Below are 15306 nucleotides of genomic sequence, written 5' to 3' on the forward strand. Positions count from 1 at the left end.
AACGACCTTTTCCGACCCGGCCGCAGGCCACACGGGAAGGCCCCGGCCCCCCTCACGGGGGCCGGGGCCTTCTCGCACGGCTACGACGCGACGACTCGGCGACGACGCGTCAGACGCGCATCGCCTGCGGCGTCTCGCGCAGTCCCGCGTCCGGGCCGGGGTACTCGCGGATGATCTCGTAGCGCGTGTTGCGCTCGACCGGGCGGAAGCCCGCGTCGCGGATCAGTTCCAGCAGGTCCTCGCGGCCCAGCTTGTTCGGGGTGCCGTAGTTGTCCGCGTCGTGCGTGATCTTGTACTCGACGACCGAGCCGTCCATGTCGTCCGCGCCGTGCTGCAGCGCCAGCTGGGCGGTCTGCACGCCGTGCATGACCCAGAAGACCTTGACGTGCGGCACGTTGTCGAAGAGGAGACGGGAGACCGCGAAGGTCTTCAGCGCCTCGGCGCCCGTCGCCATCGTCGTGCGCGCCTGGAGCTTGTTGCGGACCTTGCCGTCCTTCATGTCCACGAAGTCGTGCTGGTAGCGCAGCGGGATGAAGACCTGGAAGCCGCCGGTCTCGTCCTGCAGCTCGCGCAGCCGGAGCACGTGGTCCACGCGGTGGCGCGGCTCCTCGATGTGCCCGTAGAGCATGGTCGCCGGGGTCTTGAGACCCTTCTCGTGCGCGAGGCGGTGGATGCGCGACCAGTCTTCCCAGTGGGTGCGGTGGTCGACGATGTGCTGGCGGACCTCCCAGTCGAAGATCTCCGCGCCGCCGCCGGTGAGCGACTCCAGGCCGGCTTCGATCAGCTCGTCCAGGATGTCGGAGGCCGACATGCCGGAGATCGTCTCGAAGTGGTGGATCTCGGTGGCCGTGAACGCCTTCAGCGAGACGTTCGGCAGCGCCTTCTTCAGCTCGGAGAGCGAGCGCGGGTAGTAGCGCCACGGGAGGCTGGGGTGCAGGCCGTTGACGATGTGCAGCTCGGTGAGGTTCTCGTTCTCCATGGCCTTGGCCAGGCGCACGGCCTCCTCGATGCGCATCGTGTACGCGTCCTTCTCGCCCGGCTTGCGCTGGAAGGAGCAGTACGCACACGACGCGGTGCACACGTTCGTCATGTTGAGGTGACGGTTGACGTTGAAGTGGACGACGTCGCCGTTCTTGCGCGTGCGCACCTCGTGGGCGAGGCCACCGAGCCAGGCCAGGTCGTCCGACTCGTAGAGGGCGATGCCGTCCTCACGGGTCAGCCGCTCGCCGGAGCGAACCTTGTCCTCCAGCTCACGCTTGAGCCCAGCGTCCATGCCCGGTCCTCTCCTCTGTCCTCATGTTTCCGCGCGTCCCGCGGGTACCCGCGCCCCCTTGGTCCAGGCGCCCCGCGACCGTCCCAACCGTACTCTCAGGCTTCCTCGGGCAGACCCCCGACCCGGTTCTCCCACTTGGTGGAGAGCACGATCGTGGTGCGCGTGCGCGAGACGCCCTTGGTGCCGGAGAGCCTGCGGATGATCTTCTCCAGCCCGTCCACGTCGTTGGCGCGCACCTTCAGCATGAAGGAGTCGTCACCGGCGATGAACCAGCAGTCCTCGATCTCCTGGAGGTCGCGCAGTCGCCGGGCCACGTCCTCGTGGTCCGCGGCGTCCGACAGGGAGATGCCGATCAGCGCCGTGACGCCGAGGCCGAGCGAGGCCGCGTCGACGGTCGCGCGGTAGCCGGTGATGACTCCGGCCGTCTCCAGCCGGTTGATCCGGTCGGTGACGCTGGGGCCGGAGAGGCCCACGAGCCGGCCCAGCTCCGCGTACGAGGCACGTCCGTTCTCACGAAGTGCCTGGATGAGCTGCCTGTCCACCGCGTCCATATACCTGGAGCCTTCCATTATTCGGCGATCCCTCAAGTTTACGTATAGAATCAAAGGCACACAGGGTCGACACCCTGTGAATCTTTCAACAGGTCAACGATGATCTGACAATCTTCAGGAGTGGTTCACCGTGTACACGATCGAGATGGCCTACGCGCACATGCGACAGCTCCAGGAGCTGGCCAACCGATCCCGCACCGACCAGCCCGCCGCCGCACACCGCGTCGACAAGACCCGCAAGCCGGGGCGCGCCAAGAAGCGCTAGTCACCGCTTGCCTCCCGGGGGCGGGAGCCTCCCAGCTCCCCCTCCCACCGGCGGTACAGCCCGTGCGGCACCCCTGCCGCGTCGAGCACCCGCCCCGCGACGAAGTCCACCAGATCCTGGATGTGCGTCGCACCCGCGTAGAACGCCGGAGAGGCGGGCAGCACCACGGCGCCCGCCTCGTCCAGCGACACCAGATGCTTCAGCGTCTGCCCGCTCAGCGGGGTCTCCCGTACCGCGACCACCAGCCGGCGCCGTTCCTTGAGCGTCACGCTCGCCACCCGCTGGAGCAGGTCCTTCGACAGCCCGAGCGCCACGCCGGCCACACAGGCGGTGGACGCGGGCACGATCAGCATCCCCTTGACGGGGTACGAGCCGCTGCTCGGTCCGGCCGCCAGGTCGCCGGCGCCCCAGTAGCGGACTCCGTCCAGTTCCGGCCTCGGATACGTCGCCGGCTTCCCGTCCGCCCCGCGCTCCAGCCATTCGGCCAGATCCGCGCGCCAGTGCGCGTCGCGGAAGGCGATCCCCGTCTCGTCCAGCAGCGTCAGCCTCGATGCCCGGCTCACCACCAGGTCCACGCTCTCGCCCGCCGCCAGCAGCCCGCGGAGCACGGCAGCCGCGTACGGCGTCCCGGACGCCCCGGAAACCCCGACCACCCACGGGGTGCGCTTGCCCTCAGTCATACCTCCGAGACTATCCGGCCACCGCTCATGGGCACTGGCTAAGGTGTCCGCACGTTCAAGGGGTGGACACGAGAGAGCAGGGGGCGGGGGCGTCATGAGCGGAAGCGGGATGCGCGCGGGCGCGTGGAGCCGGACCGAACGGGCCAAGGCGGCGGCGAAGCTGATGCTGGGCTGGGTGGCCCTGCTGTGGCTGATCGAGGCCGTCGACCACGCGGGCGGCCACGCGCTCGACGCCTACGGGATCACCGCGCGGGACGCCGACGGCCTGAGCGCGATACCCGTGGCCCCGTTCCTGCACTTCGGCTTCGACCACGTGGCGTCCAACACCGTCCCGCTGCTGGTGCTCGGCTTCGTCACCGCACTCAGCGGGATACGCCGCTTCCTGGCCGTCGCCGCCGCCATCATCGTCGCCGACGGGCTCGCGGTCTGGCTGATATCCCCGTCCCACAGCATCACGGCGGGCGCCTCGGGCCTGATCTTCGGCCTCTTCGGCTACCTGCTGGTCCGCGGCTTCGTGGAGCGCAGCCCGCTGGGCGTCACGGTCGCCGTCGTCATCGCGGCCGTCTGGGGCACGACCTTCCTGGCCGGGGCCCTCCCGACGGACTCCGTGGTCAGCTGGCAGGCCCACCTCTTCGGCCTGCTGGCGGGCGCGGGCGTGGCCCTCCTGGCCAGGCCGCGCCCCGAAGTCGCGGCGATCCAGGCCTGACCTACGTGCAGGGCGCGAACCGCCCGGTCGGGCAGGGCACACACGATCGGGTTACAGGGACAGGCCCCGGACCACCAGGTCGAGCAGGGCGCAGACGAAGAGGGCCATGCCGATGAAGCCGTTCACCGTGAAGAAGGCGCGGTTCAGACGGGACAGGTCGTGCGGCTTGACGATGGTGTGCTCGTAGAGGAAGGCCGCCACGACGATCAGCAGTCCGAACCAGAACAGCGGGCCGGCGTCCGTCGCGACGGCGTACCAGGCCAGCAGGGCCGTGGTCACGGCGTGCGCGCCGCGGGCGCCCCACAGGGCGGCCGGGATGCCGAAGCGGGCCGGGACGGACTTGACGCCCTCCGCGCGGTCGGCGGCCACGTCCTGGCAGGCGAAGATCAAGTCGAAGCCGCCGATCCACACGCCCACCGCGAGCCCGAGGATCACCGCGTCCCACGACCACTCGCCGGTGATCGCGAGCCAGGCCCCGATCGGCCCCATGGCCTGGGCGACGCCGAGGATGGCGTGCGGGAAGTTCGTGAACCGCTTCCCGTACGGGTACAGCACCATCGGTACGACCGCGATCGGCGCCAGCATCAGGCAGAGCGGGTTCAGCAGCGCCGCCGCCCCGAGGAAGACGACCAGCGCGATCCCGGCCCCGGTCCACGCGGACCGCACGGACACCGCCCCGGTGACCAGCTCCCGCCCGGCGGTGCGCGGATTGCGGGCGTCGATCTCCCGGTCGATGATCCGGTTGGCGGCCATCGCGAAGGTCCGCAGCCCCACCATGCAGACGGTGACGAGCAGCAGCTCGGCCCAGAGCATGGCCCCGTCGAGCGTGAACATGGCGGTGAGCGCGGCGATGTAGGCGAAGGGCAGCGCGAAGACCGAGTGCTCGATCATCACGAGCCGCAGGAAGGCCTTGACCTTGCCGCTGGCCTGCGGCGCGGGACCGGAACCGAGGACGTCCTCAGCGGCGGATGTCATACGAGGTCCCTCCGGAACTCTTCGAGTTCGGCACGCGGCCCGTCGAGCGGGACCGGCCCTATCTCCATGTCGAGGTGATTGGTCACGTCGTGACCGACCGGGGTGAGCCGGGCCACGAACGCGATGTCGTCATCGCCCGCGGGTATCGCGGACAACCGCAGCGGGTTCCCCCGGCCCTCGCTGACCTCCGCCCAGAAGGACAGCGGCATCGCGGCGCCCGTACGGGCGAGCAGGCGGTCCGCGAACGCGGCGACCTCCTCGGTGTCGACTCCGCGGGCCGCGAAGTCCGCGGTGAACGCGCCGCCCCAGTCCGCGGTCACCCGCCAGGAACCGGTCGGTTCCTCGGGGCCGGCCGGTTCCTCGGGGCTGGTCAGCGCGACCCAGCACTCGTCGTCACCGATGCGGAGTCTCGGGGTCACGCCAGGCTCCGGCGGAAGTCTTCGAGGTCGGCAAGGAGCGCGGCGAGGGGCAGGGGGCCGATATCCAGGGAGACCGTGGGCGCCCCCTCGGGCTCGGGCGGGGTGACGTACGCCGTGAAGGCGTAGGCCTCGTCGGCCGCCGGGCGGGCGTCGAGGCGCAGGACTGCCCCGGCCTCGACGGTGAACGGCTCGCCGGTGCCCAGGGCGCACTGCAGCCGCTCCGCGAAGTCGTCGGCCTCGGCGTCGCGCAGGCCGGGCAGCTCGAAGCCGCCGTCACACTCGAAGGTGTCGTCCACCACCAGGGCCCACAGGTTGCCCGGGCCCGCGAACTCCTCGGCCGAGAAGCCCGCCTGCTCGGCGGCTGCTCGGACGCCCGGGTCCGCCGGGTCGAGCTCCGGGCGTACGAGGAGCACGAACGTCGTGTCGCCTCCGATGAACAGTGCCGGGCCGTTCATTGCCGTACTCACAGTCCGTACTCCTTCCAGCGCCGGTCCACCAGCGCCGCCGTGGCGGGGTCGGACTCGACCATGTCGGGCCAGCCGCCGTCGCGGGTGTAGCCCTCCTCGGGCAGCTTCTTCGTGGCGTCGATGCCCGCCTTGCCGCCCCAGAACTGCTGGTACGAGGCGTGGTCCAGGTGGTCCACCGGGCCCTCGACCACCGTCAGGTCGCGGGAGTAGTCGGTGTTGCCGAGCGCCCTCCACGACACCTCGTGGAGGTCGTGGACGTCGCAGTCCTTGTCGACCACGATGATCAGCTTGGTCAGCGACATCATGTGCGCGCCCCAGATGGCGTGCATGACCTTCTGCGCGTGCTTCGGGTACTTCTTGTCGATCGAGACGATCGCGCAGTTGTGGAAGCCGCCCGACTCGGGGAGGTGGTAGTCCACGATGTCCGGCACGATGATCTTGAGGAGCGGCAGGAAGAAGCGTTCCGTCGCACGCCCCAGCGGGCCGTCCTCGGTCGGCGGCCGGCCGACCACGATCGACTGGATCAGCGGACGCTTGCGCATCGTCACACAGTCGATCTTCAGCGCGGGGAAGGGCTCCTGCGGGGTGTAGAAGCCGGTGTGGTCGCCGAACGGCCCCTCCGGCAGCGTCTCCCCCGGCTCCAGCCAGCCCTCGATGACGACCTCGGCGTTGGCCGGGACCTGGAGCGGGACCGTCTTGCAGTCCACCATCTCGATCCGCTTGCCCGCCACGAACCCGGCGAAGAGGTACTCGTCGATGTCGCCCGGCAGCGGCGCCGTCGACGCGTACGTCACGGCCGGCGGGCAGCCGAAGGCGATCGCGACCGGCAGCCGCTCGCCCCGCGCGGCGGCGACGGCGTAGTGGTTGCGGCTGTCCTTGTGGATCTGCCAGTGCATGCCGATGGTGCGCTTGTCGTGGCGCTGCAGGCGGTACAGGCCGAGGTTGCGCACGCCCGTCTCCGGGTGCTTGGTGTGCGTCAGGCCGAGGTTGAAGAAGGACCCGCCGTCCTTGGGCCAGGTGAAGAGCGCCGGCAGCTGGTCCAGGTCCACGTCGTCGCCGGTGAGGACGACCTCCTGGACGGGCGCGGAGTCGCCCTTCACCTTCTTCGGCGGCACGTGCACCATCGAGCCGAGCTTGCCGAAGGCCTCGCGGACGCCGATGAAGCCCTGCGGCAGCTCCGGCTTCAGCAGGCCGCCGATCTTCTCGCTGATCTCGGCGTACGACTTGAGCCCGAGGGCCTTCAGCAGCCGCCGGTCGGTCCCGAAGACGTTCATGGCCAGCGGCATCGCCGAGCCCTTGACGTTCTCGAAGAGCAGCGCGGGTCCGCCCGCCTTGTTCACTCTGTCGACAATCTCCCCGACCTCTAGGTACGGGTCCACTTCGGCCTTGATGCGCTTGAGGTCGCCCTCCCGCTCCAGGGCCCGGAGCAGCGAGCGGAGATCGTCGTAAGCCATGCGGGCAATTGTGGCATCCCCGCTCCGAGCCCGAACCGCGGCGGGCCCTCTACCCTGGAAGAGTCCGCCGCGGCCCTTCCCGGTCCGCACCGTTCTTCTGGGGGTCGGTCCCACACCGTGCTGCGCTATCTGCCGTTCCTGCTGATCATCGCGCTGACCATCTACGCCTTCATCGACTGCCTGAACACGCCCGAGGAGGAGGTCAAGCACCTCCCCAAGGTCGTCTGGGTGCTGATCATCCTGCTCTTCTCGATCGTCGGTCCGGTGGTGTGGCTGTTCGCCGGCAAGAAGCGGGTGCCCGGTGCCGTCGGCGGCGGCCGGTCGCGGGCGGGCCGCGGCCAGTGGGTGGCGCCGGACGACAACCCGGAGTTCCTGAAGTCCCTGCGCGACGAGCGGGACGGCCGGGACGGCCAGGACGGCCAGGATTCCGGCAAGGACAAGGACAAGGACTGAGCCCTACGGGGTTACGGCGCCCCGGCGACGGCCGGCGGCGCGACCCCCGCCGGCTCCTCCAGGGTCATCGGACGCGGAGGGGTCAGACCGCCCACGGCAGCGGCCGGGTGCCCTCTGTGCCGGGAACGGAGACGAGGCCGTCCGCGCGCATGGCGACGTAGACCTCGGTGTCCTCCAGGGCGTGGACGTGGCGCGGGACGTCCGGGGGCAGGACCACGACCTGGCCGGCGGCGACCTTCTCGGTGCGGCCGTCGCAGGTGACGTCCAGGGCGCCGACGGTGACCGTCCACACCTGTTCGCGGCTGACGGAGTGTTCGGGGCCGGTGATCCCGGCGGCGATGGCGGCGTGCCAGGTGCTCAGTTCCGCGCTGCCCCGGCTGGGGGAGGCGAGGCCGGTCATGGTCGCGTTCGGGGTGGTGATGACGTGCTCGGGGGACGTGGTGATGACGCGCAAGGTGGGTCCTTCTTCCGTCGTACCGACAAGCGAGTAAAGAAGCTTTACTCGTGCGAGTAAAGCAGATTGACTCACCCGTGTCACCATTGTTTCCGTGACCCACCACCAAAGCGACGACGGCATCGAGCTCGGCTTCCTGCTCGGCCTCGGGTTCCAGCTGCTGCTGGGCGAGTTCACCCGCCGCCTCGAAGAGGCCGGTCACGCCGACGGCCTGCGCCCCCTGCACGGCATGGCCTTCCAGGCCCTGGGGGCCCGGGGCGCGACCGCGACCGAGCTCGCCGAGCGGCTCGGAGTGACCAAGCAGGCCGCCGGGCAGATCGTCGACGACCTGGAGCGGCGCGGGTACGTGCGGCGCGAGCCGCACCCCGAGGGCGGCCGCCGCAAGCTGGTCGTGCTGACCGAGGCGGCCCACGGTCACCTGCGCGCCGCCGGGCGGATCCTGCACGAGCTGGAGGCCGAACTCGGGCAGGACAGCGTCGACCTCGGCGCACTGCGCGCGGAACTCGGCCGCCTGGTCCGCGCGCTGAACGGCGACGGACCGCTCCCGGCGCTGCGCCCCGTCTGGTGAGTCGGCCGGGGGCGGCCGTCCCCGCCGTCGTGGACATGGAGGACCCCGGAGAACGCCGAAGGGCCGGGCCGCCTTTCGGGCGGCCCGGCCCCTGCGTGTAGCGCCGCGAGCGGCGCCCCGGTCAGACCCCCGCGTAGGAGTGCTTGCCGCTCAGCAGGATGTTCACGCCGTAGTAGTTCCAGATCCAGCAGGCGAACGCGAAGAGCGCGAGGTACGCGGCCTTGCGGCCCTTCCAGCCGGCGGTGGCGCGGGCGTGCAGGTAGCAGGCGTAGGCGACCCAGGTCACGAAGGACCAGACCTCCTTGGGGTCCCAGCCCCAGTAGCGGCCCCACGCGTCGCCGGCCCAGATCGCGCCCGCGATGATCGTGAAGGTCCACAGCGGGAAGACGGCCGCGTTGATGCGGTACGAGAACTTGTCGAGCGAGGCCGCCGACGGGAAGCGCTCCATGACGGAGGTGGAGAACTTGCCCGGCTTGCCGCCGCGCGCGAGCTTCGCCTCGTAGCCGTCGCGGAAGAGGTACAGGACCGCGCCGGCCGCGCCGATGTAGAAGACCGCGCCGCAGAAGATCGCGGTGGAGACGTGGATCCACAGCCAGTACGAGTGCAGGGCCGGGACCAGCTGGTCGCTGTCGGTGTAGAGCACCGTGGTGGCGATGCCCAGGTCCAGCAGGACCGTGGTGACCAGGAACAGGCCGAGCCAGCGGACGTTCTTCTTCAGCACGAGGAGCGCCAGGTACGCGCCGACGGCCACCGTGGAGAAGGTGATCGAGAACTCGTACATGTTGCCCCAGGGCGCCCGCTCCACCGACAGCGCGCGGGCGACGACTCCGCCCGCCGCGAGGAGGAAGCCGAGGGTGGTCAGCGAGACCGCGATCCGCCCGTACAGGTCGCCCTGGACGGTGCCGCCGGCCGCGCCGGGGCCGTCCGGGACGTCGCGGGTTCCGGCGGCGCTGCGCGTGACGACCTCGGGCTTGTCGAGGACGGCGGTGCCCCCCTTGCTCCGCACCTGGACGGCGGGGGCGTCGGCCTGCGCCTCGGACCGGGTGAGCGCGGCGGCCGTACGGGCCACCTTGCTGCGGCTGCCGAAGAGCCACTCGGTGATGTGGGCGAAGAAGGCGAGGGTGTAGACCGCCATGGACGCGTAGATCAGGTTGTTGCTGAGATGAGCCAGATTCTCGTTGGCTGCGGCCGCGAGCTGCATCAGGCGCGCTCCCCTTCGACTTCGGCACTTTTTTGGGCAGGTGGGGCTTCGGCAGGTTCTTCGACAGATGGGGCTTCGACAAGTGGGGCGGGGGCCGGCGCCGCCGTGGGCGCCTGCTGGTGGAGCGCGCCGGCCAGCGCCGACAGCTCCTCCGGGAGCTTGGCGGACTCGCTGCGGCCGAGACCCGCCATCTCGACGACGGTGACGCCGTCCTTGCCGGTGACCGCCCGGACCCAGATCCGGCGGCGCTGGATGAAGAGGGACCCCGCGAGGCCCGCGATGGCCGCGATCGCGCCCGCGAGCGCGAGGCCGCTGCCCGGCTGGTGGGTGACCGAGAAGGTCGCCCAGCGCTCGATGGACTCGAACTTCACGGTGCCCTGGCCGCCGGGCAGCTCCATGCTCTCCCCGGGCAGCATCCGCTTGGCGAGCGGCTTGCCGTCCTCGGTCTCGAACTGCTTCATCTTGGTGGTGTCCAGCTGGTACACGTTCTGCGGCAGGCCCGAGTCCACGCCGAGGCTGCCTTGCCACGCGTTGAGCGCGAGCGCCGGGAAGTCCAGCTCCGGGAACTGCGAGAACATCGTGCCCTGGCCGGCGCCCGCGAAGGTCGGCACGAACATCGCGGAGAAGCCGAGCTGCGTCGGCTTCCCGTCCTTGTCCTTGTAGCCGTCGGTGACCTTGACCGCGCCGGTGGAGGTGAGGTTGCCGTCCTGCGGCAGCATCGGCACGGCGTCCTTGTAGATCACCTTGCCGGTGGAGTCGGTCACCGAGATGACCGGCGCGTAGCCGTGGCCGAGCAGGTAGACCTTTGAGCCGTCCACCTCCAGCGGCTTGTTGACCTGGATCTCGCGCTTCTGGGGCTCGCCGTCCGCGCCCTCGCTGAAGGTGACGTACGCCTTGAAGTCGCGCGGGGTGCCCTTCTGCGGGCCGGTGCGCTCGTACGTGGCGTCGAACTTGTCCAGCGTGAAGGAGAAGCGGGGCAGGTCGTCGGGGTCGAAGAGGCCGCCCGACTTGAAGTCGTCGTACTGGGTGAGCGTGTTGGAGAAGCCCTTGCCGCGCAGGACGAGCTTGCCGCCCTCGGACTTGAAGTACTGGCCCCAGGCGAAGGCGATCAGCATCACGATCAGCGCGACGTGGAAGATCAGGTTCCCGGCCTCGCGCAGGTAGCCCTTCTCGGCGGAGACCGAGCCCTCGCCCGCCTCCGTACGGAAGCGGCGGCGGCCGAGCAGGGCGCGGCCGTACGAGAGCACCTCGTCCGGGGACTTGTCCGTACGCCACGTCGTGTACGCGGGCATCCGGTCCAGCCGCCTGGGCGCGCCCGGCGGGCGGCCCGTGAGCTGGCCGACGAACTGCCAGGTGCGGGGCAGGATGCAGCCGATCAGCGAGATGAAGAGCAGCAGGTAGATCGCGGAGAACCACACCGAGCTGTAGACGTCGAAGAGCTGGAGCTTCTCGGCGACGGTCACCCAGGAGGCGTGCTCCTTCTTCCAGGCGGCGACCTTCATCAGGTCGACCTGGTTCTGCGGGATCAGCGAGCCCGGAATGGACGCCAGGGACAGCATGAAGAGCAGGATCAGCGCCACCCGCATGGAGGTGAGCTGCCGCCAGAACCAGCGGGCCCAGCCGAACACGCCGATGCCCACGGGGTCGCCGGGGGTGTCCTCCAGGGGGGCGGTGGACAGCTGCGCGCCGGCGGCCGCCTCGGCGGTGGCTTCGGCCGAAGCCTCGGCCTGGGCCTGGGCCTGGGCCTGGGCCTGGGCCTCTGCGTCGGTCCCGGCTTCGGTCCCGGCGGAATCGTTCGGCGCCTCGGAGGGCGCCTTGTCGGTCGTACTCATATCCGTGTAGTCCTCAGATCCCCACCGTGAAGCCATTGGCCCAGCCCTGCATGTCGCTGACGATGCTGCTCCACAATCCTGTGACGAGCAGCAGGCCGGTCACGATCAGCATGCCGCCGCCGATGCGCATCACCCACGCATAGTGCTTCTTCACCCAGCCGAACGCGCCGAGCGCCTTGCGGAAGGCGAGCGCCGTGGCGATGAAGGGCAGCCCGAGTCCCAGGCAGAAGACCACGGTCAGCAGCGCGCCGCGGCCCGCGGTCGCCTGGTCGATGGAGAGGGTGCCGACGGCGGCGAGCGTCGGGCCCATGCAGGGCGTCCAGCCGAGGCCGAAGAGCACTCCGAGCACGGGCGCGCCGGCCAGACCGACGGCCGGCTTCTTGTGGAAGCGGAACTCGCGCATCGTCAGGCCCGGGATCGCGCCCATGAAGAACAGTCCGAGCAGGATCACCAGGCCGCCCAGGACCCGGGAGATGACGTCCTTGTTCGCGTCGAGGGTCTGCCCGAAGTAGCCGAAGAGCGCGCCGGTCGAGACGAAGACGGACGTGAAGCCGAGGACGAAGAGGCTGGCGCCGCCGAGCATCCGGCCGCGCCGGGCCTCGGCGAGGTCGGCTCCGCCGACGCCGGTCACGTAGGAGAGGTAGCCGGGGACGAGCGGCAGCACGCAGGGCGAGAAGAAGGAGATCATCCCGGCGAACAGCGAGATCGGCAGCGCCAGCAGAAGGGCGCCGTTCAGGACGGTCGTGTTGACGCCGGTCTGCTCGGCGGCGAGTACGGCCTGGGAGAGCTCGGTGACCACGAGGTCACTTCTCCGCGAGGAGCGGGTCGATCATCGAGCGCAGGTGTTCGTCGTTGATGGCGACCAGGGTGCGCGCGGCGATCTTGCCGTCCTTGTCGAGGACGATCGTGGAGGGGATGGCGTTGGGGTTGAGCGTGCCCTTGGGGAAGCGGAGCATCAGCTTGCCGTTCGGGTCGAAGAGGCTCGGGTAGGTGATGCCGTAGGTCTCTTCGAAGGAGGTGGCGTTCTGCTTGGTGTTGTCCCGGGTGTTGATGCCGACGAAGGCGACGGGCTGCCCGGCGGCTTCCAGCTCCTTGGAGACCTGCGCGAAGTACTTGGCCTCGTCGCGGCACGGCGGGCACCAGGAGCCCCAGACGTTGAGGACGACGACCTTGCCCTTGAGGGCGGTGGTGTCGAGCGTCTTGCCGTCGACGGTCTCGCCGTCGAGCTGGGGGGCTTCCTTGCGGTCGCCCTTGGCGACGGTGGAGATGCCGCTGGTCCCCGTCACGTAGTTGCCGCCGGCGGAACCGGTGGACTTGCCGCCGCCGTCCGAATCGCCGCACGCCGTAAGGGTCAGGGCGCCCGCGAGTGCCACCGCGGTCAGCAGGGTGGCGCGGCCGCTGGTCGAGCGGCGGCTACTACGAGGGGTACGCGCGCGGCTAAGGCTCATGTGAAAAGTTTCGCATGGGCGGTTTGCAGATCTTCCGCACCCCCCGAGGCTGTGCTAAGCCGCTGGTCAGGTGCTGACCGGTGCCCGGTCAGGCGGCCGTGGGATACGTGCCCCGGCCACCGGTCGGCGCCCGGCCCGGTCCCAGGGTGCGCATTTCGGCCAGAACCTCGGGGTCCTGCGCGTCGAGCCAGTCGGCGAACTGCCGGAAGGACACCAGCCTGCGGGTGGTCCGAGTCCTGGCCAAGCGGATGCCCGGACCGAGGCCTGTGAGGCGCTCGATCCGGGCGCGGTGCTCGGGCCTAGGCCAGGCCTAGGCCCCGAACGCCTTGGACTTGCCCTTCACCGGCTTCGCCCCCGCGAGGAGGTGCGCGGGGACCAGGTCCCGGGCCGGCTCGCTGTAGCCCACCGACACCAGCTTCTCGCCCTGGTACGTGAACGAGGTCAGCGAGGCCAGCGTGCACTGGCGGCGGCGCGGGTCGTGCCACAGCCGCCGCTTCTCCGCGAAGCTCCGTACGATCCAGATCGGCAGCTGATGGCTGACCGCCACCGCCTCGTGGCCGCGGGCCGCGTCGCGGGCGGTCTCGATCGCGCTCATCATCCGCACAACCTGCTCGACGTACGGCTCGCCCCAGGACGGCTTGAACGGGTTCGTCAGGTGCTTCCAGTTCTCCGGCTTGCGCAGCGCGCCGTCCCCGACACCGAAGGTCTTGCCCTCGAAGACGTTGTCCGCCTCGATGAGGCGGGTGTCGGTCGCCAGGTCCAGCCCGTGCGACTTCGCGATCGGGGCCGCCGTCTCCTGGGCCCGCTCCAGCGGGGACGCCACGACGTGCGTCACGTCCCGGCTCTCCAGGTGCTCCGCCACCCGGTCCGCCATGCGGCGGCCGAGCTCGGAGAGGTGGTAGCCGGCGCGGCGGCCGTAGAGGACGCCGTCCGGGTTCTCCACCTCGCCGTGGCGCACCACGTGGACGACGGTGATCTCGGAGCTGCCTCCGATGCGGCCTTCGGTGCTCATGCGGTTGCCTCCGCGGCGGCTCGGGCGGCGGCCGGCAGGGCGGCCGCGATGCGCTCGATCGCCTTCTCGTCGTGGGCGGTGGACACGAACCACGACTCGAACGCCGACGGCGGCAGGTAGACGCCCTGCGCCAGCATCGAGTGGAAGAAGCCGTTGAAGCGGAAGGACTCCTGCTTCTTGGCGTCGTCGTAGTTGCGGACCTCGTCCTCGGTGAAGAAGACGGAGAACATGTTGGAGGCGGTCTGCAGCCGGTGCGCGACGCCTTCCTTGGAGAGCGCGCCCGTCACCAGGCCCTGGATCTCCTTGGACACCGCGTCGACCTTCTCGTACGCCGCGTCGTCCAGCAGCCGCAGCTGCGCGAGGCCGGCGGCCGTCGCGATCGGGTTACCGGAGAGCGTGCCCGCCTGGTAGACCGGGCCGACCGGCGCCAGGTGGCCCATCACGTCGGCGCGACCGCCGAAGGCGGCCGCCGGGAAGCCGCCGCCCATGACCTTGCCGAAGGTCATCAGGTCGGGCGCGACCCCGTCCACGCCGTACCAGCCGGCGCGGGAGGTGCGGAAGCCCGTCATGACCTCGTCGGAGATGTACAGCGCGCCGTTCGCACGGCACAGGTCGGCGAGACCCTGGTTGAAGCCCTCGCCCGGGGTCACGACGCCCATGTTGCCGGGCGCGGCCTCGGTGATCACACAGGCGATCTCGCCGGGGTGCGCGGCGAAGGCCGCCCGGACCGCGTCCAGATCGTTATAGGGGAGCACGATCGTGTCCCCGGCCTGCGCACCCGTCACACCCGGGGTGTCCGGCAGCGCGAAGGTCGCGAGTCCGGAACCGGCGGCGGCCAGCAGCGCGTCGACGTGCCCGTGGTAGCAGCCGGCGAACTTCACGATCTTGGCGCGGCCGGTGAACCCGCGGGCGAGGCGGATCGCGGACATGGTCGCCTCGGTGCCGGAGGACACCAGGCGCACCTGCTCCACCGGCGCGATCCGCGCGACGATCTCCTCCGCGAGCGCGACCTCGCCCTCACCGGGGGTACCGAAGGACGTGCCGCGGACGACGGCGGCCTGGATGGCCTCCACCACGGCCGGGTGGGCGTGGCCGAGAATCATCGGCCCCCACGAGCAGACCAGGTCGACGTACTCGCGCCCGTCGGCATCGGTCAGGTACGGACCGGTACCGGACACCATGAACCTGGGCGTTCCACCCACGGCGCGGAAGGCGCGCACGGGGGAGTTCACGCCGCCAGGCGTCACGAGGGACGCGCGGTCAAAGAGAGTCTGCGAGACTTTGGCTTCATACGGGTACGGGTAGCTCACACCAGCCATGGTCTCAGAGGCCGCGACTGACTTGCGGACGGGCGTTTCACCGCGCCACCCCGGGGGAGGTCACTGCCATGATGATCAGGCTGCGTGGCGGGGGCCGCGGGGCCGGGGCAGGCAAGACCAGTCGGGTGGAGATATGCAACGCGGTGGTGGACCGGGCGAGGGCACGGACGACCTCGATCCGCAGCGCGCCCGCGAACGTCGCCGCGGCAAGCACCGCCGCCGCGCCACG

19 protein-coding genes are annotated in these 15306 nt (G+C 70.4%); 4 read left to right on the forward strand and 15 right to left on the reverse strand.

Annotated elements, in window-relative coordinates; all coding sequences use genetic code 11:
* Window positions 1-109: 109 nt before the first annotated feature.
* Entirely contained in the window at window positions 110-1273 is a 1164-nt protein-coding gene (gene mqnE / locus J7F03_RS03040) for an aminofutalosine synthase MqnE (protein ID WP_214947060.1), read from the reverse strand.
* A 95-nt stretch (window positions 1274-1368) separates the two neighbouring features.
* Complete coding sequence (locus J7F03_RS03045; RefSeq protein WP_214947113.1) at window positions 1369-1824, reverse strand: Lrp/AsnC family transcriptional regulator; 456 nt, start codon at window positions 1822-1824, stop codon at window positions 1369-1371.
* Window positions 1825-1954: 130 nt separating this feature from the next.
* Here J7F03_RS03045 and J7F03_RS41880 point away from each other — a divergent pair, with 130 nt between their 5' ends.
* Window positions 1955-2089, forward strand: coding sequence for a hypothetical protein (locus J7F03_RS41880; RefSeq protein WP_275431884.1), 135 nt, complete (start codon window positions 1955-1957; stop codon window positions 2087-2089).
* Here J7F03_RS41880 and J7F03_RS03050 read toward each other — a convergent pair.
* Window positions 2086-2769, reverse strand: a complete 684-nt coding sequence (locus J7F03_RS03050; protein WP_214947061.1) for a UbiX family flavin prenyltransferase — start codon at window positions 2767-2769, stop codon at window positions 2086-2088. The genes J7F03_RS41880 and J7F03_RS03050 overlap by 4 nt on opposite strands.
* Before the next feature lie 94 nt (window positions 2770-2863).
* Here J7F03_RS03050 and J7F03_RS03055 point away from each other — a divergent pair, with 94 nt between their 5' ends.
* On the forward strand, window positions 2864-3475 hold the full coding sequence (locus J7F03_RS03055) for a rhomboid family intramembrane serine protease (RefSeq protein ID WP_214947062.1): 612 nt from the start codon (window positions 2864-2866) through the stop codon (window positions 3473-3475).
* 51 nt (window positions 3476-3526) lie between these two features.
* Here J7F03_RS03055 and mqnP read toward each other — a convergent pair whose 3' ends face one another.
* From mqnP to J7F03_RS03075, 4 genes are read right to left on the reverse strand one after another with little or no spacing between them, the layout of a single operon-like run.
* The gene (gene mqnP / locus J7F03_RS03060; protein WP_214947063.1) at window positions 3527-4450 is read right to left on the reverse strand and encodes a menaquinone biosynthesis prenyltransferase MqnP; all 924 of its coding nucleotides are present in this window, start codon (window positions 4448-4450) and stop codon (window positions 3527-3529) included.
* Window positions 4447-4869 carry a hypothetical protein gene (locus J7F03_RS03065; RefSeq protein WP_214947064.1) on the reverse strand — a complete coding sequence of 141 codons (423 nt, stop codon included), beginning with the start codon at window positions 4867-4869 and terminating at the stop codon, window positions 4447-4449. Before J7F03_RS03065 ends, mqnP begins: the two co-directional genes overlap by 4 nt.
* Entirely contained in the window at window positions 4866-5336 is a 471-nt protein-coding gene (locus J7F03_RS03070; RefSeq protein WP_308378983.1) for a hypothetical protein, read from the reverse strand. Before J7F03_RS03070 ends, J7F03_RS03065 begins: the two co-directional genes overlap by 4 nt.
* Entirely contained in the window at window positions 5333-6790 is a 1458-nt protein-coding gene (locus J7F03_RS03075; RefSeq protein ID WP_214947065.1) for a menaquinone biosynthesis decarboxylase, read from the reverse strand. The genes J7F03_RS03070 and J7F03_RS03075 overlap by 4 nt, the downstream gene beginning before the upstream one ends.
* Before the next feature lie 117 nt (window positions 6791-6907).
* On the opposite strand from J7F03_RS03075, the gene J7F03_RS03080 reads away from it, so the two are divergent.
* Entirely contained in the window at window positions 6908-7243 is a 336-nt protein-coding gene (locus J7F03_RS03080; protein WP_214947066.1) for a PLD nuclease N-terminal domain-containing protein, read from the forward strand.
* Between the two features lie 82 nt (window positions 7244-7325).
* Here the strand turns inward: J7F03_RS03080 and J7F03_RS03085 are convergent, their stop codons facing one another.
* Window positions 7326-7697, reverse strand: coding sequence for a cupin domain-containing protein (locus J7F03_RS03085; protein ID WP_251071341.1), 372 nt, complete (start codon window positions 7695-7697; stop codon window positions 7326-7328).
* 94 nt (window positions 7698-7791) lie between these two features.
* On the opposite strand from J7F03_RS03085, the gene J7F03_RS03090 reads away from it, so the two are divergent.
* Window positions 7792-8265: a MarR family winged helix-turn-helix transcriptional regulator gene (locus J7F03_RS03090; protein ID WP_214947068.1), complete on the forward strand. Its 474-nt coding sequence runs from the start codon at window positions 7792-7794 to the stop codon at window positions 8263-8265.
* Window positions 8266-8386: 121 nt separating this feature from the next.
* Here J7F03_RS03090 and ccsB read toward each other — a convergent pair whose 3' ends face one another.
* The 7 genes from ccsB to hemL all read right to left on the reverse strand — a co-directional run bounded on the left by ccsB (window position 8387) and on the right by hemL (window position 15077).
* A complete protein-coding gene (gene ccsB / locus J7F03_RS03095; RefSeq protein WP_214947069.1) occupies window positions 8387-9466 on the reverse strand; it encodes a c-type cytochrome biogenesis protein CcsB in 1080 nt (359 codons plus the stop codon).
* Window positions 9466-11298 (reverse strand): cytochrome c biogenesis protein ResB, encoded by a 1833-nt coding sequence (locus tag J7F03_RS03100; RefSeq protein WP_214947070.1) that lies wholly within the window; start codon window positions 11296-11298, stop codon window positions 9466-9468. The genes ccsB and J7F03_RS03100 overlap by 1 nt, the downstream gene beginning before the upstream one ends.
* Before the next feature lie 13 nt (window positions 11299-11311).
* Window positions 11312-12097 (reverse strand): cytochrome c biogenesis CcdA family protein, encoded by a 786-nt coding sequence (locus tag J7F03_RS03105; RefSeq protein ID WP_214947071.1) that lies wholly within the window; start codon window positions 12095-12097, stop codon window positions 11312-11314.
* Window positions 12098-12101: 4 nt separating this feature from the next.
* Entirely contained in the window at window positions 12102-12746 is a 645-nt protein-coding gene (locus tag J7F03_RS03110; protein ID WP_214947072.1) for a TlpA disulfide reductase family protein, read from the reverse strand.
* 88 nt (window positions 12747-12834) lie between these two features.
* Complete coding sequence (locus tag J7F03_RS03115; RefSeq protein WP_214947121.1) at window positions 12835-12990, reverse strand: hypothetical protein; 156 nt, start codon at window positions 12988-12990, stop codon at window positions 12835-12837.
* A gap of 66 nt (window positions 12991-13056) precedes the next feature.
* Window positions 13057-13758: a histidine phosphatase family protein gene (locus J7F03_RS03120; RefSeq protein WP_214947073.1), complete on the reverse strand. Its 702-nt coding sequence runs from the start codon at window positions 13756-13758 to the stop codon at window positions 13057-13059.
* On the reverse strand, window positions 13755-15077 hold the full coding sequence (gene hemL, locus J7F03_RS03125; RefSeq protein WP_214947074.1) for a glutamate-1-semialdehyde 2,1-aminomutase: 1323 nt from the start codon (window positions 15075-15077) through the stop codon (window positions 13755-13757). Before hemL ends, J7F03_RS03120 begins: the two co-directional genes overlap by 4 nt.
* Window positions 15078-15306: the final 229 nt, after the last annotated feature.

Source organism: Streptomyces sp. ISL-43 (assembly GCF_018614195.1).
Lineage (GTDB): Bacteria > Actinomycetota > Actinomycetes > Streptomycetales > Streptomycetaceae > Streptomyces.

Excerpts from the sequence above, each read along its gene's own strand:
- J7F03_RS03045 (WP_214947113.1), bottom strand. The coding sequence starts at position 1,824 with ATGGACGCGGTGGACAGGCAGCTCATCCAGGCACTTCGTGAGAACGGA.
- ccsB (WP_214947069.1), bottom strand. The coding sequence starts at position 9,466 with ATGCAGCTCGCGGCCGCAGCCAACGAGAATCTGGCTCATCTCAGCAAC.
- J7F03_RS03050 (WP_214947061.1), bottom strand. The coding sequence starts at position 2,769 with ATGACTGAGGGCAAGCGCACCCCGTGGGTGGTCGGGGTTTCCGGGGCG.
- mqnE (WP_214947060.1), bottom strand. The coding sequence starts at position 1,273 with ATGGACGCTGGGCTCAAGCGTGAGCTGGAGGACAAGGTTCGCTCCGGC.
- J7F03_RS03075 (WP_214947065.1), bottom strand. The coding sequence starts at position 6,790 with ATGGCTTACGACGATCTCCGCTCGCTGCTCCGGGCCCTGGAGCGGGAG.
- J7F03_RS03120 (WP_214947073.1), bottom strand. The coding sequence starts at position 13,758 with ATGAGCACCGAAGGCCGCATCGGAGGCAGCTCCGAGATCACCGTCGTC.
- mqnP (WP_214947063.1), bottom strand. The coding sequence starts at position 4,450 with ATGACATCCGCCGCTGAGGACGTCCTCGGTTCCGGTCCCGCGCCGCAG.
- J7F03_RS03100 (WP_214947070.1), bottom strand. The coding sequence starts at position 11,298 with ATGAGTACGACCGACAAGGCGCCCTCCGAGGCGCCGAACGATTCCGCC.
- hemL (WP_214947074.1), bottom strand. The coding sequence starts at position 15,077 with ATGGCTGGTGTGAGCTACCCGTACCCGTATGAAGCCAAAGTCTCGCAG.
- J7F03_RS03110 (WP_214947072.1), bottom strand. The coding sequence starts at position 12,746 with ATGAGCCTTAGCCGCGCGCGTACCCCTCGTAGTAGCCGCCGCTCGACC.
- J7F03_RS03055 (WP_214947062.1), top strand. The coding sequence starts at position 2,864 with ATGAGCGGAAGCGGGATGCGCGCGGGCGCGTGGAGCCGGACCGAACGG.